Source organism: uncultured Campylobacter sp. (genome assembly GCF_938017775.1).
In the GTDB taxonomy this organism is placed as follows: Bacteria; Campylobacterota; Campylobacteria; order Campylobacterales; family Campylobacteraceae; genus Campylobacter_B.
Window position 1 is genome coordinate 43200 of record NZ_CALIIU010000067.1, and the last position, 23463, is coordinate 66662.

Annotated in this window: 14 protein-coding genes; 8 read left to right on the plus strand and 6 right to left on the minus strand. The window is 47.2% G+C overall.

Features of this window, described 5'->3' with window-relative positions:
• Positions 1–287: 287 nt before the first annotated feature.
• Positions 288–914 carry a uracil phosphoribosyltransferase gene (upp, locus tag Q0537_RS08830; protein WP_299227305.1) on the plus strand — a complete coding sequence of 209 codons (627 nt, stop codon included), beginning with the start codon at positions 288–290 and terminating at the stop codon, positions 912–914.
• An 842-nt stretch (positions 915–1756) separates the two neighbouring features.
• On the opposite strand, the gene Q0537_RS08835 is transcribed toward upp, so the two are convergent.
• Positions 1757–3811, minus strand: a complete 2055-nt coding sequence (locus Q0537_RS08835; protein WP_299227260.1) for an ATP-dependent helicase — start codon at positions 3809–3811, stop codon at positions 1757–1759.
• Between the two features lie 41 nt (positions 3812–3852).
• Here Q0537_RS08835 and Q0537_RS08840 point away from each other — a divergent pair, with 41 nt between their 5' ends.
• The 5 genes from Q0537_RS08840 to Q0537_RS08860 all read left to right on the plus strand — a co-directional run bounded on the left by Q0537_RS08840 (position 3853) and on the right by Q0537_RS08860 (position 16119).
• Positions 3853–7506: a transglycosylase domain-containing protein gene (locus Q0537_RS08840; RefSeq protein WP_299227263.1), complete on the plus strand. Its 3654-nt coding sequence runs from the start codon at positions 3853–3855 to the stop codon at positions 7504–7506.
• 47 nt (positions 7507–7553) lie between these two features.
• Positions 7554–12719, plus strand: a complete 5166-nt coding sequence (locus Q0537_RS08845) for an alpha-2-macroglobulin family protein (protein WP_299227265.1) — start codon at positions 7554–7556, stop codon at positions 12717–12719.
• 272 nt (positions 12720–12991) lie between these two features.
• Positions 12992–14542: a flavocytochrome c gene (locus Q0537_RS08850; RefSeq protein ID WP_299227268.1), complete on the plus strand. Its 1551-nt coding sequence runs from the start codon at positions 12992–12994 to the stop codon at positions 14540–14542.
• 542 nt (positions 14543–15084) lie between these two features.
• Positions 15085–15846 (plus strand): EFR1 family ferrodoxin, encoded by a 762-nt coding sequence (locus Q0537_RS08855; RefSeq protein ID WP_299227271.1) that lies wholly within the window; start codon positions 15085–15087, stop codon positions 15844–15846.
• Positions 15847–15861: 15 nt separating this feature from the next.
• Positions 15862–16119, plus strand: a complete 258-nt coding sequence (locus Q0537_RS08860; protein WP_299227274.1) for a hypothetical protein — start codon at positions 15862–15864, stop codon at positions 16117–16119.
• 587 nt (positions 16120–16706) lie between these two features.
• On the opposite strand, the gene Q0537_RS08865 is transcribed toward Q0537_RS08860, so the two are convergent.
• From Q0537_RS08865 to Q0537_RS08880, 4 genes are all read right to left on the minus strand, one after another.
• A complete protein-coding gene (locus Q0537_RS08865) occupies positions 16707–18428 on the minus strand; it encodes a HAMP domain-containing sensor histidine kinase (RefSeq protein WP_299227277.1) in 1722 nt (573 codons plus the stop codon).
• The gene (locus Q0537_RS08870; protein WP_299227280.1) at positions 18412–19074 is read right to left on the minus strand and encodes a response regulator transcription factor; all 663 of its coding nucleotides are present in this window, start codon (positions 19072–19074) and stop codon (positions 18412–18414) included. The genes Q0537_RS08865 and Q0537_RS08870 overlap by 17 nt, the downstream gene beginning before the upstream one ends.
• Before the next feature lie 131 nt (positions 19075–19205).
• Positions 19206–19817: a hypothetical protein gene (locus Q0537_RS08875; protein WP_299227283.1), complete on the minus strand. Its 612-nt coding sequence runs from the start codon at positions 19815–19817 to the stop codon at positions 19206–19208.
• 13 nt (positions 19818–19830) lie between these two features.
• Positions 19831–20334, minus strand: a complete 504-nt coding sequence (locus tag Q0537_RS08880) for a PepSY domain-containing protein (RefSeq protein WP_299227286.1) — start codon at positions 20332–20334, stop codon at positions 19831–19833.
• 74 nt (positions 20335–20408) lie between these two features.
• Here Q0537_RS08880 and Q0537_RS08885 point away from each other — a divergent pair, with 74 nt between their 5' ends.
• Both Q0537_RS08885 and Q0537_RS08890 read left to right on the plus strand, forming a co-directional pair.
• Positions 20409–20549: a hypothetical protein gene (locus Q0537_RS08885; protein ID WP_299227289.1), complete on the plus strand. Its 141-nt coding sequence runs from the start codon at positions 20409–20411 to the stop codon at positions 20547–20549.
• Positions 20542–22158 (plus strand): phosphoethanolamine--lipid A transferase, encoded by a 1617-nt coding sequence (locus Q0537_RS08890; RefSeq protein ID WP_299227292.1) that lies wholly within the window; start codon positions 20542–20544, stop codon positions 22156–22158. Before Q0537_RS08885 ends, Q0537_RS08890 begins: the two co-directional genes overlap by 8 nt.
• A gap of 204 nt (positions 22159–22362) precedes the next feature.
• Here Q0537_RS08890 and Q0537_RS08895 read toward each other — a convergent pair whose 3' ends face one another.
• Positions 22363–23268, minus strand: coding sequence for a LysR family transcriptional regulator (locus Q0537_RS08895; protein WP_299227295.1), 906 nt, complete (start codon positions 23266–23268; stop codon positions 22363–22365).
• Positions 23269–23463: the final 195 nt, after the last annotated feature.

A 23463-nucleotide genomic window follows, 5' to 3' on the forward strand; every position in this document is an offset into this window, starting at 1 on the left:
AAATCAAAAGCGCATGCGCAAGCTAAATTTAAAGCGCTGCGTTTTAAAAGCGCTAAATTTAAAGCGAGTCACCGAGCTAAATTTTGAGCGTCAAAACGCACATATCGTAGGCAAAGACGCTTTAAATTTAAAATCGCGCTGCCGTTATCGGCAAAATTTTAGCGCCACGGCGCTGGAGTTCGCATCAAAATAGATAATTAAAATGCCCAAGAGGGCGCAAAATTTAGTAAATTTAAGGAGAGAAAATGAGCCAAAGCCAAAAATGTACGCACCAAACCGCGTGCGAACTGCCTAACGTGAGGCTTATCAGGCACCCGCTGATCGAGCATAAGCTCACGATCCTGCGAGATCGGGGGACCGATCCGTTTCAGTTCCGCATGCTCGTCGATGAGATCAGCTACCTGATGATGTTTGAGGCGACGCGGGATCTTGCGCTGCGCGAAGTGAGCGTGCATACGCCCGTAGCGCAAACCTACGCGCATAAGCTCGCCACGAAGATCATGATCTGCCCGATTTTGCGCGCCGCGCTGGGGATGCTGGATAGTGTTTTTAAGCTCATACCGGATGCCAGCGTGGGATTTTTAGGCTTTCAGCGCGACGAAAAGACCGCGCAGGCGGAGTTTTTTTACGCCAAACTGCCCGCAGACGCCGCAGAGCGCACCGCAATAATCATCGATCCGATGTTCGCGACCGGCGGCACGGCGATCGATGCGGTAAAATTTCTACTGCAAAACGGCGTTAAAAAGATCAAATTTATCTCCATCATCGCAGCGCCAGAGGGGCTTCATAAATTTAGCGAGATCTACCCGCAGGTCGAGGTTTTCACCGCGGCGATCGACGAGAGATTAAACGAACAAAAATATATCGTGCCTGGCCTCGGAGACGCGGGAGATAGGGTGTTTAATACGCTGTGAATTTGCGCGGTGAAGGACTTTGTGCTGCGTTAAATTTGCGCGGACAGTATTTTATGCGGCGATAAATTAAATTTGCCAGCATGCAATTTGCGCTGCGGAATCTATTTATCAAATATGCGGGTTGCCGCGGCTCGGAATTTCACGCTGCAATAGATTTGGCAGGGCACGTACTTTTTACGGCGCGCGCAATACGTAGTGAAATTTAAAATTTTGCGGCGCTGTAAATTTGGTGCGTCCGTAAATTTTAACTCGTCGTAGAATTTGCGGCATTTTGTAATTTATTAAATAAAATTTTAGCTCCGCGATGTATAAAACACGTAAATTTCAAAGTAAGAGAAAGATGAAATAGGGCGGCGGAATTTTATTGCCGTCGAATTCTTCTGCAAAATTCTAGCCGTGCGAGATTTCACGGAGAATTTACCGCATCAAAACTCTACGGCAGAGCGGGAGCTAAATTTTAAAATTTGGCTCGCATTTGCGGCGTAAAATTTTGCAACCGCCCGCGCCGCAAAGATCACCGCTTCCAAACCACCCCTGATCGCGCTGTAGCGTAACCCGCGCACAGCTCGCAAAAAAACTCCGAGCAGTCACGCTTTTCATAGCAGCTTAAAACCCCGCTACCGCCTGCAAATTTAGCCCGCTGCAAAATATCTCACAACGTCCGCGCCGCAAAAATTTACAAATCGCAAAATTTGCAAAAATCGTACGGCAAAATTCTTACCAAGCAATCCGATAAAGAAGCAGGGCGGCGCGTCGGGAGTATGCGAGGAGTAAAATTCTTACCCAAACGATCCGTAGAACGCGCTAAAATGAAATTTAAAAATTTAGCGAGCAAATTTCGCCTACTTCACCAGCCCCGCTTCCCTTAAAAAGCAGCTCGGCTCATAATTAATCTTTCTGATCTTATCAAATTTCGCGTAGCTTAGCACCAGCTCGTCGCGCGCTCTGGTGACCGCCACGTAAAATAGTCGCCGCTCCTCCTCCAGGCTGCCGCCCATCGCCATTAGCTTGAGGTTCGGGAAGCGGTTTTGCGCCAGATCGATGAGATAGACGCTGCAAAACTCAAGCCCCTTGCTTGCGTGCACGCTGAGCAGATTTACCCCCTCGCCCTCACTCATCTCCTTTGCACCCAGGGTTATGAAGTTATAAAAGCTATGCGGATCCGCGTATTTGCCGGCGATCTGCTCTAAAATTCCGCATTTATCGTAGATGCGGGAGATCTCATCCTTTTTGCGCTCATCGTCTATCTTGCCGTTTTTCAGCATCGCGCGCTTTGTCGCGATGAAATCCGCCACAAGCGCGAAAAGGCGCGAGCCTTTGATCTGCGAGATGAGCGTGGCAGACTTTGCAACGGAGCCGCTTTTTTTAAAAATTTTATAAATTTCGTGCAAAAATACGGCGCCGCCCTCGGTGATTTTATTGTGTTTTAGAACCGGGTGCGAGCGAAAAAACTCATCAAATTCCAAAGCCTCAAAGCGCGATACCGAGCCGATTATATCGACATCGTCAAAAAGCCCGAGCTGGTAGTTTTTCCTCTTTTTTTCAAAAATTTTAACGCTCTCGTCGGGACGCAAAAGCCCTGCGTGGATGCTTCCGTGTCCAAGCGCGATCAGCGCGTCGAAAAGCTCCTTGCTTAGCGCGCTGCCGACGCCTCTTGCGTATTCGCACGTGCTCATAAAGGCCATCATATCTTTTGGATTTATTATCATCGCGAAGATGTCCGTAAAGGCCTTGATCTCGCGGCTTTCAAAAAAGCTCACGCCGCCTTTTCGCTTCGCGCCGATACCGAGCTCCTTAAGCGCGACCTCGACGCCGTCGGCGCTGGAGTTATTGCGAAAGATAACGGCGATCTTTTCGCGCGGAGTGGCGCTTTGCGCGATCTGTGCGGCCACGTGGGCGTATTGCGCCGCCGTATCGTCGTAAACATGCAGCTTAGGCGCGCTAAATTTACCCTCGCGGCCCACGATCAGCTTCTTTTCGTAAAGGCGCGGATTATTCGCGATGACGCGATTTGCAAGCGCCAAAATCGCCGAGCTTGAGCGGTAGTTGATATTCAGCGCGTAAATTTTAGCGTCCGCAAAGCGCTTACCGAAGCTGCCGATGATGTCGATGTTTGCGCCGTTGAAGGCGTAGATGCTCTGATCGAAATCGCCGACGCAAAAAAGGCTTTTCGTCGCGAAGGCATCGATGAGACTTCCTTGCAGCGAGTTCGTGTCCTGATACTCGTCCACTAAAATTTCATCAAACCGTAGCGGCGCGCCCTTTCGCAGCTCATGGCGCATTTTTAGCAAAACGTCGTTGAAATCGGCGTAGTTAAATTTCGCCTTTTCCTCCTCAAATTCGCGCAAAATATCTGCGTAAATTTCGGCGAATTCCGCCTGATCCTCGTAGTTTTTGCTAAACCATGTCTCAAAATCCGCGCTCATCTCCTTGTTTTGATACAGCGAGTACACGTCGTACAGATACGCCCCGCCATAGGGACGCGCGTCGCTTACGTGATAAAATTTGCGCTTTTCTACGAGGCTTTTTAGCAGCGTCTTTAGCTCGGCAGGCTGCTTTAAGATCACGCCTTTACCGAGCTCGCGAAGTAGGGCGTAGGATACGGCGTGGAAGGTGCCCGCGACGATTGCGGAGGTGATTTTTTTATCAAAATGCCGCTGCAGCCTCGCTATCATCTCGCTCGCGGCCTTGTTCGTAAAGGTAAGAAGCAAAATTTTTCTAGGGCTCGTGCCGAGATTTAACAGATGAGCGATACGCGCGACGATGGTGCTGGTTTTGCCCGTGCCTGCGCTTGCGATTATTAGATTGTGCCCCGCAGGAGCGGTTGCTGCGGCGTATTGTTCGGTATTGAGCTTGCTTAAAGCGTCCAAGATTATTCCTTTGCAAAAAGGCGTCATTATAGCCTAAAATCATTAAAATTCTTTGATATAATTGCGCGATGAAATTTCTAAAATTTACGTTAAAAATCGCGCTATTTTGCGCATTTGCATTCGCTCTGTTTTTGATCCTAGATGCGCTTTATCCGCTAAATTTGGATATGCTAAACAAGCAGAAGAGTAGAATTTTATATGACCGAAACGGCGAAATTTTAAATATGCAGATCAGCGACGATCAAATTTGGCGCTTCTACGCGAGCGCGGACGAGATACCGCCGCGGCTGAAACAAAGCGCGATCTACTTTGAAGATCGCTATTTTTACTACCATTTCGGCGTCAATCCAGCCTCGATCCTGCGTGCGGCTACGTATAATTTTACGCAAAATTTTACTAAAAAAAGCGAGGGCAACGTCGAGCGCGTCGGAGCCTCGACGATTACGATGCAGGTTGCGCGTATGATGCGCCCCAAACAGCGCAGCTACAAGAATAAAATCATCGAAATTTTCAACGCCTTTCAGCTGGAGTGGCACTTCAGCAAGGATGAAATTTTAGGAATGTATTTTAACCTCGCCCCATACGGCGGCAATATCGAGGGGGTCAAAACCGCGGCGTATTTTTACTTCAAAAAGGATCTGCGCGAGCTTAGCAGCGCTCAAATCGCGCTTCTTAGCGTGATCCCGAAAAACCCGAACAAAAACCGCCTGGACCGCAGATCAAGCATTAACGCGCTTAAAAACCGCCTAATTTCGCAGTTGCGAGAGGGCGGCGTGATCTCGCAGAGCGAGTATGAGCGAGCCCTCGCAGAGCCGTTTTCGCCAAGACGCTACGCAGCGCCCAATTATGCGCCGCATTACGCGCTGTTAGCGTTTAGCAATTATAAAATGCAGAATTTTACCGCCAAAGATGACGTAAATTTCACTCAAAATTTAGAGCAGGTCGGAGCGCCCGGCGCGACGACAGGGCAAGCAAGCTCGTCTACACGCCGAACCGCGGCGGGGGCAGAGTCAAATTTTTCGGACGCGGCTAGTGCAGAATCAAGTTTTACGGCTTTGACAAGAGCCACGCCGAATCTATCCGGCTCCGTGAGTGCGCAGGCGAGAGTGGATTCGAAAGAAATGAATTCCAAAGAGGCGGATTTTAAAACAGATGCGCCGGAGAGTTTAAATTTGGGCGGACGAACGAGTTTAAATTTAAACGAGCGCGAAAGCGCAAAATCGCAGGCAGGCGTAAAACCGAATGAAGCGGAAAGCGTAAAACCAAATGAACGAAAGAGTGCAAATTTAGATGAGCGGCGAGATTTAATTAATGTCGCCCATCCGTCGCAAAACTCGCAAAATCAGCAAAGTCTAAATTTAAACGAGCAACGAGGCGCTGCGCATTTGCCGCAAAATTTTAGCGCAGATACGGAAGGGCAGACCGAGTATTTGCCGCAAAATCCGAGTGCGGATATAAATTTAAACAAGCGGCAGAATGTCGTCGGTACCGCACATCCGCATCAAAACTCGCAAAATCCGCAAAATCTAAATTTAAATAGTCGGCAAGATACCACGCATCCGCCGCAAAATCCGCAGGCAGACGCAAGCTCTAGCGAGCGGTCGAGCGTAAATTTTAGTGCGCAGATAAATTCTGCTTCGGATGTTAGTATGCAGACGGATTTCGCTTCGTCGAACGCTAATGCTCAGACAGATTCTACTTCAGACGCCAAAATGCAGACGGATTCTGCTGCAAGCGCTGAATCGCAGGCAAATTCCGCTTCGGACACTATGGCGCAAACGAATTCCGTTTCAGGCGCCAAAGCGCAGATAAATTCCTATCCGAACGCCAAGACGCAGGAAAATTCCGCAAACTCTAAAGCGAGCGCGCAGCCCAAGGAGCAAACTGCGCGAGCACAGGAGCTTGCGCGTCTAAACGAGGGTAAAATTTATTCGAGTTTGGATCTGAAAACCCAGATCGCGCTTGAGGGTTTTTTGAAAAGCGAGATCCTCTCTCTACGCGATAAGGGCGTTAGAAACGGCGCTGCGGTGCTGATCGACAACGAAAGCATGAGGGTGATCGCCTATGTCGGCAGCCACGATTTTAGCGCCAATGAGGGGCAAAACGACGGCGTGCGCTCGCAAAAAAACGTAGGCTCGACGCTCAAGCCCTTCATCTACGCCAAAGCCCTTGAGCACGGGCTTATCACCCCTTCAAAGAAGCTGATTGACGCACCGATAACCTTCGCGGGCTATGTGCCGCGCAACTACAATCAAGGCTTTTTGGGCGCGATTAGTGCTACGGACGCGCTAAGTCTTAGCCTAAATATCCCCGCGGTGAAGCTAAATTTAATGCTGGGTGACGATGGGCTGTATGAAATGCTATCAAACGTGCATCTGGCGGAGTTTAGCAAGGATTATTACGGCGCAGGTATCGCGCTTGGCAGTATTTCGATGAGTCTAATGGATCTTGCTCGCCTTTACAGCGCGTTTGCAAATGGTGGAAAGCTACGAAAGCTCGAAATAGCGAGTGTAAAGATCGGCGATGATGCGCAGATCATGAGCCCGCAGGGTGCCTACATCGTAACGCAGATGTTAAGAAACGCGCCGCGCTCCTACCTCGGCTCGGTGTGGCAAAATACTCTAAACACGCCGCCTCTGATGTTTAAAACGGGCACGAGCGCCGATGCGCGCGATCTCTACACCGTCGCTCTGACGCCAAAATTTACCCTCGGCGTCTGGCTGGGAAATTTCGACGGCTCCAAGACTAGGGATCTTAGCGGCGGCGTGAGTGCTGCAAAAGTGGCGTTTAATATGTTTGCCTTCCTCGATAAATCGGGCATGCTAGGCGAGGTGGAGTTTGCGCGCCCTGCGGGCGTGAGCTTGCGGCGGGTATGCACCGACGCGTACCGCGAAAAGGAGTGCGCACAAAGCGCCGATGATCTTACGATCGATGGGGTTGAGCCCAACGAGGAGTGCGAAATTTACGGCACGAGCGAGCTTTTTTATCTGCTAAAACACGGTCTAGTTGATCCGCAAAAGGTGCGCGCAGGAAGGTGCGCGGCTAAATTTGCCGCCGTAAAGCCCGTGCTAAACGACATTAACGCCAAAACCTACGAGACCGGCGCGGACGGCTTTTTGCGGCTAAAGGTGCAGTGCACGGCGGTTTTTGGCGAGCGGGTATATATCAGACTAAGCGGCGGTTCGCGGGAGTTTATAGTGCTAAATTCCACCGCGTTTACGAGGGAGAATTCCGCGGATTTGGATTTCGAGCATTCTAGCGCGGCGCAGCAAGATAATTTAAAGCAGAATTTAGCACAGCAAAATTTTGCAGAACAGAATTCTACAGCACAAAATTCTATGCGACAAAATTTAGCGCCGCAGAATTTAAAATCACAAAATCTTACGAAGCAAAATTCTGCGGGATTGAATTTTATAGCTGAAAATCCAGTCACACGGAATTTGGCGTCGCAAAATTCTATCTTGCAAAATTCTACAGAGCAAAATTCGGAAGTTCAAAATTTCACAGATCAAAATTTCTCGCAACAAAATTCTGCGGCACGAGATTTCACCACGCAAAGCCTAGCGCCTGCAAATTCTAAAGTTAAAATGGGAGAATATTTTGCGCGCACTAACGGCGAGGCTTTTACGCTAAGTCTTGGCGCAGGGGATTTTGAGCTTGGCTGCCTGGACGAAAATGCAAATTTCGCTAAAGCAAATTTTAGAGTAAATGAAAGAAAATAAAAGGTTAATTTGTATATAATTTCGTAAAATTTTTGCAAAGGAATTTTATGAAGACAAAACTACTAAGCGCAGCGCTATTTTGCGCTTTGGCTAGCTTTGCCGCAGGCGTAGAGATCAAATACGCTAGCGGGGCTTACGAGATTAGCGGGGTGGACGGCAGTGGATTTAGCGTCACGCAAAAGCAGATCTTAAAATGCACTCCCAAAATCACAGGCACCTACGAAAGCGTGAGCGAGAGCTCAATCAGGCTCTATCCTAAGCCGATGCTTAGCGCCGGGGTTAATTATTCGTGCGAGGCGCGCGGGGTGCGCTTTGAGTTCGAGACGGAGCCTTTTAGCACCGAGCATATCGCGCTTCTGCGTCCGGGGTTAGTGGCAATTAAATTTAACGATGCGGTTAGCAAGGACGCGCTACAGCAAGCGACTAGAATTTACCGCGCGCAGAATTTAGCCCAAAACGACATATCCTACGAGCTTAGCTCACACGATGATCGGAATTTTTTATTCAGCTTCGATCCTAAGGCGCAAAACGTCGTACTGCAAATAGAATCTCTCACCTCAAAAGCGGGCGCAAAGCTACAAAATCCGGTGGAGTTGCGCACGGACGAGGAGCCTTTTAACGACAGCATTAACGCTTCAAATTTAAGCGGCGTGCAGATTCGCCCTGCGGCTCTAAAAGACGGCTCGCTCGCGGCTAGAGTGTGTTTCCCTAACTATATGGACGAGCTGTCCGCCAAATACATAAGGATCGCAGGCGTGAGTAAATTTAGCCTCACTCAGCCGCGATATTATTATTACGACGAAGATGAGGAGGGCAGCGAAAGCGACGATCCTTCATGCTACTACTATGCAGATATAGTAAGCGACGAGTTTATGCCGAATAAAAGCTACGAGATTAGGCTGCTAAAGGGCTTCGGAGATAGCTCATATATCTTGCGCGACGAGATAAAACAAAGCGTAAAAATGGGCGACAGGCTGCCTTTCGTAGCCTTTAGCGACGAGAAAAATTTTATCCCAAAATCCGCTTCGTTGGCATTTAAAAGCTCAAACGTAAATGAGGTTAAAATTTCGATTGCCAAAGTCCCTGAGCAAAATTTTAGGTATTTTTTAAACTTTGAAAGCAACGAAGATAGCGTAGGTGGGTTAGCTAGCGAGATCGCGGTTAAGAGCTTTGATATAGGAGGCGCTAAAAACGCCGTTGCGGAGCATAAAATCGCGATGGATTTTAAAGGCTACGAGGATGGAATTTATAAAATCACGGCGTTTTACAAAGTGGGCGAAAAGATGCAAGAGGTTTCGCGCGTAGCCTATCTTAGCGACATTACGGCTCAAGTGGTGCTGCTTGAGCGCGGCGCGCTAATTTATACTTCTAGGCTTAGTAATGGCGAGGAGCTAAGCAGAGCGAAGGTTAAAATTTACAGCGATAAAAACGAGCTAATCGTAGAGGATAAAACGGACGGAGATGGAATTTTGCGATTAGAAAATATGGAAATTCTAGCCAAAAATCCGCGCTCTATCGAGATTAGTAAAGGCGATGAGCATGCATTCGTGCTATTTAATAACGCCGTAGCAAGCATCGAGAAAACGATTACTGCAAAGCGTCCGTTTGTTTATCTCGCAAGCGAGCTGATAAGCCCGAATGAGCGGCTTTTAGGCACGATCGTGATAAAAAATCGCGATTTTAGCTCTTTAAAAAATACGCCGATTAAATTTAAAATTTACGATCCTAGCGGCACTGTGGTCATCACGCGCGCGCAAAACACCGATGAGTTCGGTAGCGTTAAAATCGACGAGCTGATGGGCGAGAAAAGCGGCACTTACCGCCTGGATCTCATCTATGAGGACAAAATCATCGCTTCTAAAAGCTTCAGCGTAGAAAATTTCGTCCCAAACCGCATTAAAAATGAAATTCTCACTGCCAAAGATGAATACGGCGCGGATGAGATCATCACACTAAAGCTAAGCTCAAACTATCTTGCAGGCGCACCAGCCGGAGATTTGAAAGGCTCGCTGGAAGCAAACGCCTACGAAAAAGAGCTAAAAATTAAAGGCTACGAGGGCTTTTCGTTTCTAAACGATCGCTTAAAGAAAAAGGGTGCTACGCAGCTTCGCAGGGCAGAATTTACGCTAAGCTCCGCCGGCAAAAAAGAGCTTGCACTCTCGCCGGCAGCAGCTGATCTAAATGTCTCTAACGCCATAAATATTCTACTAAATTTCAGCGTAACCGAAGAGGGCAAAAACGTAAACGCATATCGCAGCCTGAGCTATCTGCCTTATGATCGTATCGTAGGAATTCGCGCGAGCAAGGACTTTATCTCAAGTGGAGATAGCGTAAAATTCGGCTTTGCGCTGCTAGATTCCAAAACCAAAACCGACGTCAAAGGCAAGATCGACGTTGAAATTTACCGCGACGATTTTACTTACGTTTATGACGGCAACAGATATGTCGAGCAAGAAAGCTTTAATCTCGTAAGCGCCGTTAGCACCGACGCGCGCGAGTTTGAGTATAAATTCCAAAACGGCGGCAATTATCTAATCGTCGCAAACGATTACTCAAGCGGCGCAAGTGCTGGCGTGCGTGTGGATGTAAGCGGCTGGGGATATTATGGACGGGTAAACGCTAAAGACGTGCAAAGCGCTAAAATCAAACTCGCAAGCGACAAGGTTAAAGCCGGAGATAAAATTAAAGGCGTCATCAATTCGCCGGTAGAAAGCGGCGTGCTAAATATCTCGCTCGTAGGCGAGCAGGTTTACGACTATAAAATTCTATCCATAAAAGGTGGTAGCGCGGAATTTGAGCTTAGCGTGCCGGAGAATTTCGTCGGAGGACACATCAACGCTGTAATCGCGCGCGCTGCGACACCTGCTGCGATGCCGCTTAGAGCCTATGCAAACGTGCCGGTGGCGCTAGATGCGAGCTCGCACAAGGCTAGCGTGCAAATTTTAGCCGAGAAAAGCTACAAAAACGGGCAAAATGCGCAGATCAGCGTAAAAAGCGAGCCAAATTCAAAAGTCATATTATACGCGGTCGATCTTGGAATTTTAGATATCGTCTCACAAGAGGAGCTTGATGCATTTAAGGCGTTTGACATTAGCGCGTATTTTGCGCTGCGATATTTCGACATTTACGACGATCTTAGCGTGTATCAAACTACTGCTAAAGAGCTAAGCTTCGGCGGCGACGGCGTTATGGCGAAAGCTAAACGAAATTTAAGTCCGGTCGAAAACAAAAAGCAGAAAAAATTTATCAAAATGCTGATCGCAAAAGCAGACGCGAACGGCGAGGCGAAATTTGAGCTTGCAATGCCGAAAAATTTTAACTCCACGATCCGACTAAGCGCCATGGCTATCGGAGAGGCGTCTACGATTGGCTCGGCAAACGTCGAAGCCAAGGTCCGAGACGACGTGATCATAAAGCCCGCCGATCTAACCTACATGGTGCGCGGCGATGAAATTTCCGTGCCGCTGACGCTCATCAATACGACTGACAAAGAGCAAAAGGCGGTCTTAAAAATCAGCTCATCTCCCTCGGTCGCTATAAGCGGCGGCGAGGCAAATTTCACACTCAAACCGCTGGAGGTAAAACATACGAGCTTCACCGCGAGCGCGCTTGATATTGCGGATGCAAATATTAAATTTGATCTTGACGCAAACGGGCAAAAATTTAGCAATGATGTGGGATTTGACATAATCAGCCAGTTCCCGCGCTCGAAGCTATTTCACGTAAGCTATGGCGATAAGCCGGTAACGCTCAAAATCGATCCGAGCTATAAAGAAATTTACGCTCACGTAAGCTCTACGCCTAACGCTTTTAGCCTAGCGGACGAGCTATATCTCTATCCTTACGGTTGCACCGAGCAGCTTACTTCAAAGATGGTAGCGGTTGATTATGTCGCACGCAAAGACTCCAATAAAACCTTAACCAACCGCGTAAACGAGTATGCAAGTAGAATTTTATCTCGCCTCAAACCTAGCGGCAGTTTCGGCTACTGGAGTGCTCACGGCGTTACTAATTACTACGCTTCGATTTACGCAAGCGACGTTTTATTGGAGCTTGATGCGCGCTATAAATTCCTTAGCAATAAGCAAAGATCGCTGATATTTAGCGCCTTAAAATCAGACTACGAAGATCAAGCGACGCTTCGAATATACGCGGATTTCGTGCTGGATCAATACGGCAAGCTCGATGACGATGAGATAAATTTTATTTTCGACAATGGCCTTTATGATAACTCGCCGATGGCTCGCATCGCTATGGCTGCGATACTTAAAAAGCACAATATGACGACCGAGTTTAACTTCATGCGTGAAAAAATAAACCAAATGGATTATGACTACGCCGAAGACGGAGCGGGCTTGACGTTTGCCAGCGACATAAGAGACGCCGCCTTTAAGCTCTACGCATTCGGCAAGGCTGGCATCAAAGATGATAACACGGCTCGCACGGTCGATGCGATCATTCGCGATCTAAAAAATATAAACAACACGCAGGAGAGAGCGAGCGTTATACGCGGATTTGATGAGTATTTTAAGGATTCGAAAAAAGAAGCCCATTTTGCATTAAAATACGACGGCGAAACGAAAAATTTCAATTCGCCGCTGGATACCAAGCTCGCAGTTAAAGACGGCGCGATAGAATTTACGCCGATGAGCGGCAACGGCGAGCTGTTTTTTACGGTGCTGGGATTTGGATATGAAAGCGCTGCGGTCAAACACAATCCGCTTAGCATAAATAGACCGTTTGATAACGACCGAGATAAGAAGGTTGAAATTTATCGCGAGTTTCTCGATGCTCGCGGCAACATCGTCGATCTAAACAAACTCAAAGTAGGGCAGAAAATTTACTCTAAGATCAGCTGGCGAGCGAATCATTATCTGTATAATTTCGCAATCGACGAGGCGATGCCTAGCTGCTTTGAGGCGGTAAATGAGCGCCTGGGCTCGGCCGCACAGGCTCGCCCGGAAGGCTTTGTGGATAGCGTAGCGATCGAGCATACGGAGTATCTGTACGACCGAGTACTTCACTTCCCGAAAAGCGGTTATTTTTACTACGATCCGCAAGAGGGCCATAATAGTACCGGCGTCATCTACACGCCGATAAACGTGATCATGTCGGGCTCGTGCGCGCTTCCTGCGATCTCTATCGAGGATATGCAATACGAGCAGGTAAATAACTACGATCTGCAAACGCTTAAATTTAAAGTCGCTCGCTAAGGGTTAGCGATTTTAAGGCTCGGCGCGAATTTTGCATTAATTGCGATTTTCGCGCCGAGTGCGCTTTTGCGTTCACAAGCATTTTGCAAACGAGCGTCTGATAAAATTTTAAAATTTTAATTCCGCTCGCCCGCCGAATTTCAAAATTTTATATCAACGCCCATATTTCATAGTTTTTTACTATCTATTTATAACGTTATTCTATTTGACTTACATTTAAATTCGAGTTATCATTTCTTTTAAATATACACTTTCAATTAAAGGAGTTGCAAATGCAAGACGTATCAAGACGTAGTTTTTTAAAGATTAGCGCGGTTGGCGCCGGAGCACTTGCGCTGGGAGCTAGTAGCGCGTGCGCGGCACAAAACGCTAAGGACGTCAAATTTGATGAGGAATACGACATCGTCATCATCGGCACCGGTTTTGCTGGACTTGCCGCAGCGATTAAAGCTAGCGGACGCGGTAAAAAGGTGCTGGTGCTTGAAAAAATGGGTCGCGCGGGCGGAAATTCCGTCATCAACGGCGGAAATATGGCCGCTCCGATGAATAAATTTCAAGTCGCACAAGGCATCAAGGATAGCAAGGAGCTTTTTATCGCCGATGCCGTAAAAGACGGGCTTGGGCTTAACCACACCGATCTTTTGGGCGTGATGTTTGATCGCAGCAACGATGCGGTGGATCTTTTGGTGGGCTGCGGAGCGGAGTTTAGCGATAAGCTGATCTTTGAAAGCGGTCACAGCGTCGCAAGAAGCTTGCAATCAACCAACGGCTCGGGCTCGGGCTACATCCAGCCGATGATGGGTAAACTTCAAAACGATCCTAACGTCACCATTAAAACCCGCACGAAATTTGACGATTTCATCGTGGACGACAGCGGTCGTGTCGTGGGCGTAGAAGCTCGTGAGGAGTATAAATTTGATCCGAAGCTCTTTAGCGACGATTTGGAAAATAAAAGCGGTGAGAAAAAGAGCTATAAAGCCAAAGACGGCGTTTTGCTAGCCTCGGGCGGATACGGACGCGATCTATGGTATCGCCAGATCCAAGATCCGCGCGTAGTGCCTAGCATAGATAGCACCAATCATCCAGGAAGCTCGGCGGGAGCGATGCTAGCGGCAAATAGAATCGGCGCATTTACGCTTCTTACATCGTGGATTCAGTTCCTTCCATATTGCTCGCCCGATGAAAAAGGCTTCGGCGCTGCGGTAAATTTTACCAACCACTGCTGCAATACCTATGGCCTTACCGTCGATCCAAAGACGGGCAAGCGCTTTATGGACGAGCACGCAGGGCGCAAGATCAAGGCGGACGCCTGCTTTAAGGTTATCGGCGAGAGCGAGAAAAACGACAACTATCCGGTAAATATCTGCGACTCTCAAGCCGTCGCCGCGCGTAACCCGGTCTATACATCAAGGCCGCTGGAAGCGGGAGTCGTGAAGAAATTTGACACGCTAGAGGAGCTTGCAAAGGCTTACAATCTGCCGCTGGAGCCGTTTTTAAAGACTGTCGCGGATTATAACTCTTACGTCAAAGCGGGCAAAGACCCCGAATTCGGCAAAGTGGTCGATAAGCTAGACGGCATCGACGTTTCCAAACCGCCGTTTTACGCAAGCCGCACGATGCCGAAGGTGCACCACACGATGGGCGGACTTGAGATCAACACCAAAGCTCAGGTCATCTCGAGCCTTACTCACGAGCCGATCCCGGGTCTTTGGGCTGCGGGCGAGGTGACTGGCGGCGTGCACGGCGCGAGCAGGCTCGGAACCTACGCAATCCTTGATTGTATGGTTTTCGGAATGATCGCGGGAGAAACAATCGGGGCTTAAATTTAGCGCCTCAAAATTTCGGCGCGAAGTAGCCATACATGCTTTGCGCCGAAATGCTTGAGAAGGACTTACGCGAAGTAGGGCACAGCACACAATCCGTAAATCCTACGTAGAGCGGCGGCAGGGTCTGTCGCGATTTGCAAGGCTAGGCACGTGAAGCAGTAAAATGCGTACAGCAATAAAAGGCTTTGTTGCCCAAGTTGTAACGCCTAAGGACGAGAGTGCGTTCGTCGCCCGCGACGGCGCGACGGCAAAATTTCAAATCATAAAATTTTAAAATCTCATAACGCGGGAGTTTTAAATTTTGTAGCGCCAAAACTCTGCGGCGTCGCCCGAGTTTGTAGCTCGTAAGCCCCGTTTTGTATGTATCGCGCGTACTAGGAAAAGTTAAATTTGACCGCCGCTTTTATGATGCCACGGCGCAATAACTCGATCAAATTTTAAAATTTCATGCATCTTTTGCGTAAAATTTCATCTATTTAGCAATCAACGATGCTAAATTTCGCTAAAATTCGTCACACGAAGCAACTCGGGGGGCGGGCATGATAGCGATCTATTTTAGCGCCACGGGCAACACGAAGCATTGCGCAGATAAGCTCATCGCTCATCTTGGCGGCGTCTGCGTCTCGATCGAGAGCGAGGCTTGCGGTGAGCTTTTAAAGCACCACAACGACGTCATTTTGGCATATCCCGTCTATTTTAGCGACCTGCCGCGTATCATGCGCGACTTCCTCTACCGAAACGGCGCAAGCTTTAGCGGCAAAAACGTATTCATCCTCGCTACGATGGAGATTTTCAGCGGCGACGGAGCAGGGTGCGCGGCTAGAGTTTTAAAACAATTCGGTGCAAACATAACGGGCGGCGCTCATATCAAAATGCCCGCGTTCATCCTCGACGTGGCGATTTTCAGCTACTCGCAAGCGAAAAACGAGCGCATAATCAAAGAGGCGGACGCTAAAGTCAGACGCGTTGCGGAGGCGCTTAGTGCAAATCGTCCGCCGCAAGAGGGGCTGAGCGCGCTTTGTCGTATCGCAGGGTTTTTAGGACAGCGACTTTGGATGAAAATTTGGGACAAAAGCCCCTTTGCCAAGCGCAAGCCGAGCCTCGATCCATCGCGATGCAGCGGCTGCGGGGCTTGCGTCAAACCCTGCCCGATGCGTAACATAAAGCTCGCTTGCAAAAAGGCGCAATTCGGTGATGAGTGCACGCTTTGCTACAGGTGCGTAAATATATGCGAGCACAAGGCGATTACGATCCTAGGCAGGGCGAAAAATTTAGAAAAGTCCATCCCTGCGGACTTATGAGGACGAGCTCATACCATGCAAGCTAGCAATCAAATACATGAAAACGGGCGGAAATTTTACTTTTTGATAGCACTGCGTACGGCTAAAGCGCGATGTCTTACAACGAATATGGCGCAGAAAAAAGTAACTCGCCGCGAGCTCGTGAAATTTAACCTACCGCTGTGCAAGATCCTCGTAAAATTTGGCTACAGCACCCACTACGGATACGGGACAGACGAGCGTGGTAGGGTCATACTAATAAACGGCGGGGCTGCCTTGCGTAGCAAGAGGTAAGGCAAACGGCTTTGATTATATCGCCGTAAGCTGCGAGGATGAAACAGACAAAAAGACAAAATTTCGCTTATGTAGGCGGCCTTAAATCTCAAGTCCGTCTTTTTTGCTCCGTATTTAAATTTTACTAGGTCGCTAGATACTCCTAAATTTAAATTCCCTAGAGCCGAATGTGGCGTCTTAGAATTTTAGTAAAGGTTTATTCTGTAATACTGCGCCGTGAAATTTCAGCGAAGGCTTATTTTGCCGCATACCTCAAATTCTTAAATTACCCGCGCCGGCCTACTTAAGCTCTAAAGCGCTTGCCTTATCACTTCGCCTAAGGGCAAAATGCCGCGCCTTGTCTTATTAATTCGCCGCGGAATTTCGCGGTAAAACTAAATTTTAAAATTTGACCCATTTAAATTTAAAAAGCGCACGACTATCGCAAAAATCATCCGATATTATTGGCGACGCCGGCCTAATTTTGAAATTACACCATCGCCCCTATATACTGCTATAGTCGTTAAATTTTAAGCAACGATAGGCGATAAAATTTTAAGAATTTCGCCGCCCAGCATTTCTTTATGCCACCAAGCCCACAAAACCGCCTAAACCTTCTTAAAATTTACGCTAAATTTGCTTCCGCGTCCTACTTCGCTACGTAGTGAAACCTGCGCGCCATGGATCTTTGCGATTTGTGAGGCGATGGCTAGCCCGAGTCCTGCGCCGCTATTTTGCTCGCGATTTCTGGAACGCTCGATTTGATAGAGCTTGTCCCAGATTTTAGTTTGCAAAGCAGGCTCGATGCCCTCTCCATCGTCGCTTATGCTAAGTTCGCACGCGTCTGCGCTCACGCAAAGCTCTAAAACGACGCAGCTGCGCGCAAATTTTAAAGCATTGCTTAAAAGATTGTTAATCAGCCTGATCAAAAGCAACTCATCGCCGTTTACGCGCACGCCCTCGGCTATCTGCGAGCTAAAGCTTAGCCCTTTTTGTGCGCACAAAAGTTGAAAGTCTTGCGCGCACTCGCTTGCGATTCTGCTTAAGCTTACGGGTGCCAAACACACGCCGCGCTGTAAGCGGGCAAGCTCTAAAATTTGCTCTATTAGCGCCGAAATTTTACGGGCTTGATTGTTTATGACCGCGAAACTCTCCCTCGCCTCGCTCGCGTCTTGCTCGTAGGCTAGGGCGTAGTCGCTTTGAGCCAGTATGACAGCAGCGGGTGTACGCAGCTCATGCGAAAGGTCGGCGCTTAGCTGCTGCTCGCGCTCAAACGCGCTTTGCAGCGATGCTAGCATTTCATTAAACGTAGCTGCGAGCGCGCTTAGCTCATCCTTGCCTCGCGGTAGTTCTATTCGCCGCGTAAAATCGCCGCTAGCTCCGATCTCGCTAGCTGTACGCGACATAGCGCGCACGGGCTTAAACGCTCTTTTTATTATTGCGTAGCCGCCGTAGATGACGAGCACCACAAATAGCGGCGATAGGATAAGAGCGATCAGCATCACACGCTTCATCGCAAGCTCAAACTCGCTAACTGCGATGACGCCGCGTATCCATGCACTGCGCCCTTTGATCTGCGCGTCGTAATAGAAAAACTCATCGTCATCAAGCTCCACCTCGCGCGCGCCTTGAGGAGAGAGCGGCATCGCAGGCTCGAAGCCTTTAGGCACAAACCCTGCGATCACGCCGCCTTGTCCGTCATGCTCGTAGAAAAATACACCGTCATCAAAGCTTTTAAATTTTCCCTCGCGCGCGGCTTTTTGCACTAAGCGGGCAAGCTTTTTTTGGCTGACGGAGCTTCCTGATACTTCGTCTAAAATATAGCCGCAAATGCCGATAATAGCGCCTGTAAGCGCCAAAATAAATACGCTGTAATAAAGCGTCACGCGCAGGCTGATAGGTAGCGCGTGTGAGCTAAAATTTTCCTTAGCGGTTGTAAATACTCTAGATAAGACTTGAGCAAAATTTTGTATTGTGATTTTAGACGCGAAATTTTGTTCTTGACTTTGCGCGAGGACGCTATTAGAATTTTGCACTAGATCGGGTGTTGCGCCTGTAGCAGAAAAATTTGGCGCGGAATTTGATGCCGGATTTTGCGTGGAATTCCGTTTAAAATTTGACGCCTGGCTTTGAGTAGAATTTAGAGCCCGGTTTAACTCGATATTTTGCGTGGGATTTTTCTTGCGGCTTTTCTTTAAACACGCAAAATTATGCGTAAAATTCTGTTTAAAATTTCGCACGAATTTTAATATGAAAAGCGCCGTAGTGACAAAAATCTGCTTCGCAATCGCCGAAATTTTGATACAAATCTTGCTATTTTGCCACGACATAGCCAAGCCCTCGCTTCGTTTCTATTATATCGCCGTGCTCGCCTAGCTTTTTGCGGATATTTTTGATTAAAACATCGATAACATTTGAGCTTGCTTCGCCGCTAAAATCCCAAATGCTCTCGCCGATTTGTTCTCGACTCAAAATCGCACCGCGATTTAGCATCAAAAGCTCTAAAATTCTATATTCCTTACCCGTTAGCTCCACTACCTCGCCCGCGCAGACGACCGATTTTTTGCTTAGATTTAGGCGCACTTGCCCTATGATAATTTCGTTATCCGCAGTAGCGTTTTTACGCCTAATAATTGCGCGAAGTCGCGCCAAAAGCTCACGAAAATCAAAGGGCTTAACCATATAATCGTCTGCGCCCAGATCAAGCCCTGCGATGATATCTTCTTTGGCGTCCCGCGCAGTTAAAAATAAAACCGGCGTGCCCAATCTGCGCGCCCGCGCCACCTTCAAAAACTCAAAGCCGTCCATCACAGGCATCATCGCATCAAGCACGATAGCGTCATATTTCGCGACATCCAAAAACTCTAGTGCTTCCTTGCCGCAAAAGGCGCAATCTACGCTGTAGCCGTCCTTTTTCAGACATTTTGCGATGATTTGATTTAGATCTTTTTCATCCTCGACAAGTAAAATTTTCAAAGTGCTCCTTTAAAATTTTGCTAATTCTAATCCGCCATTTTAGCCAAAAACGTATAAATTTTGCGGCGCCTTGGATGTGTAAACCTGCTCGCTTTATGCACCACTAAATTTCAGTAGCGTTGGGAGCTGCGCTAATTCGCAGGCGCCTTTTGCCTAGCTCTAATCTCACTTGCCTTTTTATCCGCTACGCTTCCTAACCGCCCTAAAAAATTTAGCGCACCTGCTGCGATATTTAACGCAAAAAGCCCAAATCCTATGCAGCCAAGCTTGAAATTTTGCTTAGCGATTTCGCGTTTGCAGCGGCTGCAAAGCACTGGCTTGCAAGAATTACAAACCTCCGCGCAGCTTGCTGCGCTGGCATAATCTTGCGCGCTTGCGAAATTACTTGTATCAGAAAAATTTTGTGTATCGGCGAAATTTTGCTCGCTTGATAAGTCTTGCGTCTGCGAAGAATTCCGCTCGTCCTTATAATCTTTCGCATCCGCAGAAATTTTTTGATTTTCGCAACATTCCACGCTAGAAAAATCTTTAGAATTTTGCTCGCAGGACGCGAGATTCCGCTCGCTTGTTTCGCTAGCGAAATTTGCCGAAAAATCCTGCGCATTTTCATCTAAATTTTTAGCTGCGTCTGCATTTTGGGCGCCATAGTCAGCGTTTTCGTTTATGCTAAAATCCCTAGCGTCCAAAGCCTCGCTAGTTTGAGCGGAGCTATCTGTTCCACCCTTTAAACTTTGATTTTTCATCTCACGCCTTTGCTTATTTTTGACGCTGCAAGATCTGCTCGCCCGTAGCAGCGTCTATTAGCACCTCTTTTTTGCTCATGCCCTGGCGCAGTTTCACTTCGTATGCAGGCTTACCGCCGTTACTTTTTAAATCAACCTCGCGAAAATCCCAGCCGGCGTTTGCGCTAAGTGCTTTGGCGCGAGCGTCTGCGGCACTGATTTTGACCTGCGAATAATCAATTTTACTAGGCTTTAGCTTCTTTTGCGTTTGAGTCTTTAAAATTTCGCCGCTTTGAGCGTCGATTTTGATCTCGTTTTCGCTACCTTCTTTATACGACTCTATCTCATAGACGAGCCTTCCGTGCTCATCGTCGATTTCTACACTTTTTATAGTCGCGTCACCAAAGTTTTGCTGTGCGATCCCTATCGCTTGATCGAATGAAACTTTAGCATCTTTTTCGCTAAAGTTTCCTGCGTTTAATGCGCCTACAAGGGCGAATGTAGCAGCGAGCGCGCCTAAAGCTTTAAGATTTTTCATCTTTAATCCTTTTAATTTTATTTCCAAATTTTATTTTGGATGGCGCAATTTTAAAATTCCAAGATGAAGCTAAGATGAATACGCGCGGAATTTTAAAATTTCACAAAAATTTTGCTGCGATTTGTGAGATACGAAGCGCGGAATTTCCGAGCATTTACCAAAACGCCGTAAAATTTCAACTTGAAATTTTATCTCAAGGAACGCTTGGTGCCTAGCTTTTTTAAAAATCCGTCGCAGCAGAAGCTTATTTTTCTAAGCTCGCTTGCTTTTGTGGCATTTTTTAACTTCTCGTTTTTTAAAAATATCATAAATGCCTACGGAATCTCGGGGCTAAATTTTATCTATCTTGTCTGCGACGCGGCGGCTTTGATCGCTTTTTTGACGCTATTTTTTACGATTTTTAGCTCGCGTTATACAACCAAGCCGATTTTGATGATCTGCTTTTTTATCTCGTCGTTTACAGCGTATTTTATGGATAGCTATAACGTCGTAATCGATTCGGAGATGATCCGTAACGCAGCCCAAACGAACTTTGCCGAATCAGCGGATCTTTTCAGTCTGCGACTGGCGATTTACGTGCTGGTACTGGGCGTCTTACCCTGCGTGCTGATTGCTCGCTCGCGCGTTAGCTACCGTCCGCTTAAATTTGAAATTTTAGCTAAGCTCAAAGTAGCGGGCATTTGCATAGTGATCATCGCGGCGCTGCTTTTTGGATTTAGCAAATACTACGCGTCATTTTTCAGAGAGCATAAAATTTTACGCAGCTACGCAAATCCCGGATATTGGATCTACAGCGGCGTTAAATTTGCCGCGAAATCTAAAAAGCAGGGCTCACAGCCTCTGATGCAAATCGCTATGGACGCGCATATCGATGAAAATTCTACAAGCCCAAAAAAGCTCGTCGTCGTAGTCGTGGGCGAAGCGGCGAGAGCGGATAGATTTTCGCTAAACGGCTACGAGCGAGATACTAATCCGCTACTAGCCAAAGAGCAGGGTGTCGTAAGCCTAAGCAATACCCATTCTTGCGGCACTTCGACGGCGCAAAGCGTGCCGTGCATGTTTTCGCTGCTAAATCGCGAGGAATTTAGCGTCGAAAAGGCTAACGAAGAGCAAAACGTGCTGGACGTGCTAAATCGCACCAACGACGTAGCGATTTTGTGGCGCGATAACAATTCCGATTCCAAAGGTGTGGCGCTGCGCGTAAAATATCAGGATTTTAAAATTCCGCAAAATAATCCTATCTGCGACGTAGAGTGCAGGGACGAGGGGATGCTTGCGGGGCTTGATAAATTTGTCGCCGAAAACGCGGGCAAAGACGTATTAATCGTGCTGCATCAGATGGGCAATCACGGGCCTGCGTATTTTAAGCGCTATAAGAAAGAATTTGAAAAATTTAGCCCCGTTTGTCGCGATAATGAGCTTGAAAACTGCTCGCAGCAAGAAATTTCAAATGCCTACGATAACGCGATTTTATACACGGATTATTTTTTAAGCAAGGTTATAGAATTTTTAAAGCCGTATTCTAAGACACACGAAACGGCGATGATCTATATGAGCGATCACGGCGAGAGCCTCGGCGAGGGCGGCGTTTATCTGCACGGCATGCCCTATCTTTTTGCTCCCGAGGCGCAAAAGCATATCGGCGCTATTGTTTGGCTAGGCGAGGGAAAAATGCGCGAAAGATACAATCTGAGCGTACTTAAATCGCATAAGGACGATGCCTTTTCGCACGATAATCTTTTTCACACGCTGCTTGGAATTTTTGAAGTAGATACTAAGGTGTATAACAAGGATTTGGATATTTTAAGCGGAGTGAAAAATTAGAATTTCGCACTAAATTTCGTCGTAAATTGTGAGTGAAATTTTAGCAATAAAAAATTCTATTGGCAAAATTCTAATTTAAGCTTAGTTTGAAATTTTACCTAAACTTGAGCAAAATCTGCTCTAAAAATTTTTATGCAAAAGCTAATGCAGAGGCAAAGTGCTGCAAAAACTCAATCTCTCATTTATCGTTGCGAGCTATGAATTTTAAATTTCATTAGAAATTTTACGTGCAGTTTTGATAAATGCCTGCGCTAGATGGTTTAGATGTTTGCCTTTTTTGTAGGCGATTATCAGCGTATTATCGAGCTCGCGCGCGCCTACATCAAAGAGCTTTATCCTACTTGCCTTATCTTCTTTTATCATCTGTGGTATGCTAAAGCACGCTCCTGCGCCGCTTGCGACGATAGCATTGGCGATGTCAAAAGTCTCCGTACGGCACAGCACTTTCGGCGCAAAGCCTGCGGCGGCAAAGAATGCATCTATCTGCTCGGCGCTTCTTAAATTCTGTTTAGGCAGGATAAATTTCTCGTTTTTTAGCTGCAAAATATCGATTTTAGGAGTTGGTTCATTTTTAAATTTAAGCGACAACGGATGCAAAGAGCTAAGCGCTACATATGTTTTTTGTTTTAAAATTTCACTGCCTTCAAGCCCGCTCATATCGATAGGAAGTATTAGCATTCCTACGTCTAGCTCCCCCTGCAAGAGCATTTCTTGAATATTAAGCGTTGATGAAAACTGCATGATTTGCACATCCGAATCTTTAAATTTCTTACAAAATTTCGGTAGCAGTGAGGGCAGCAGATTATATCCGTTTTGTGAAAAGCCTATGCGGATTTTACCGCTTTTTGCGTCGTCAAGCTCGGAGATTTCGCTGTTTAGATCGTCCATCACATCAAAAATAATTTTAGCCTTGCTTGCGTAAATTTCGCCCGCGCGCGTGAGCGAAACGGGGCTCGTGGAACGATTAAACAGCACCACCTTAAGCTCCTTTTCGAGTGATAATATACTTTGCGATAGCGAGGGCTGCGGGATTTTAAGCGCCTCGGCAGCCGCAGTAAAACTTCTGAGCTCGGCGACTTTAAGCACGAGCTGCATGCGATGTAAATTCATTTTACGCCTCCAAACATAATTTTAGAATTATATAACTATATGCTAAATAATATTTGACTTATGTTAAAAATAAAACTAAAATTGCGTAATTAGTTTAGAATTTTAAAGCCAAGCTAAGAATTTCTCAAATGGAGGGAAAGATGAATGAATCCAATTTCAACAGACGCGATTTTTTGAAATCGGCCTGTATCGGCG

Bases quoted from the DNA above. Each gene is read 5' to 3' on its own strand.
- Q0537_RS08840 (WP_299227263.1), top strand. From the start codon at position 3,853: ATGAAATTTCTAAAATTTACGTTAAAAATCGCGCTATTTTGCGCATTT.
- Q0537_RS08860 (WP_299227274.1), top strand. From the start codon at position 15,862: ATGCAAGCTAGCAATCAAATACATGAAAACGGGCGGAAATTTTACTTT.
- Q0537_RS08865 (WP_299227277.1), bottom strand. From the start codon at position 18,428: ATGTCGTGGCAAAATAGCAAGATTTGTATCAAAATTTCGGCGATTGCG.
- Q0537_RS08875 (WP_299227283.1), bottom strand. From the start codon at position 19,817: ATGAAAAATCAAAGTTTAAAGGGTGGAACAGATAGCTCCGCTCAAACT.
- Q0537_RS08845 (WP_299227265.1), top strand. From the start codon at position 7,554: ATGAAGACAAAACTACTAAGCGCAGCGCTATTTTGCGCTTTGGCTAGC.
- Q0537_RS08835 (WP_299227260.1), bottom strand. From the start codon at position 3,811: ATGACGCCTTTTTGCAAAGGAATAATCTTGGACGCTTTAAGCAAGCTC.
- Q0537_RS08880 (WP_299227286.1), bottom strand. From the start codon at position 20,334: ATGAAAAATCTTAAAGCTTTAGGCGCGCTCGCTGCTACATTCGCCCTT.
- Q0537_RS08885 (WP_299227289.1), top strand. From the start codon at position 20,409: ATGAATACGCGCGGAATTTTAAAATTTCACAAAAATTTTGCTGCGATT.
- Q0537_RS08855 (WP_299227271.1), top strand. From the start codon at position 15,085: ATGATAGCGATCTATTTTAGCGCCACGGGCAACACGAAGCATTGCGCA.
- Q0537_RS08895 (WP_299227295.1), bottom strand. From the start codon at position 23,268: ATGAATTTACATCGCATGCAGCTCGTGCTTAAAGTCGCCGAGCTCAGA.
- Q0537_RS08850 (WP_299227268.1), top strand. From the start codon at position 12,992: ATGCAAGACGTATCAAGACGTAGTTTTTTAAAGATTAGCGCGGTTGGC.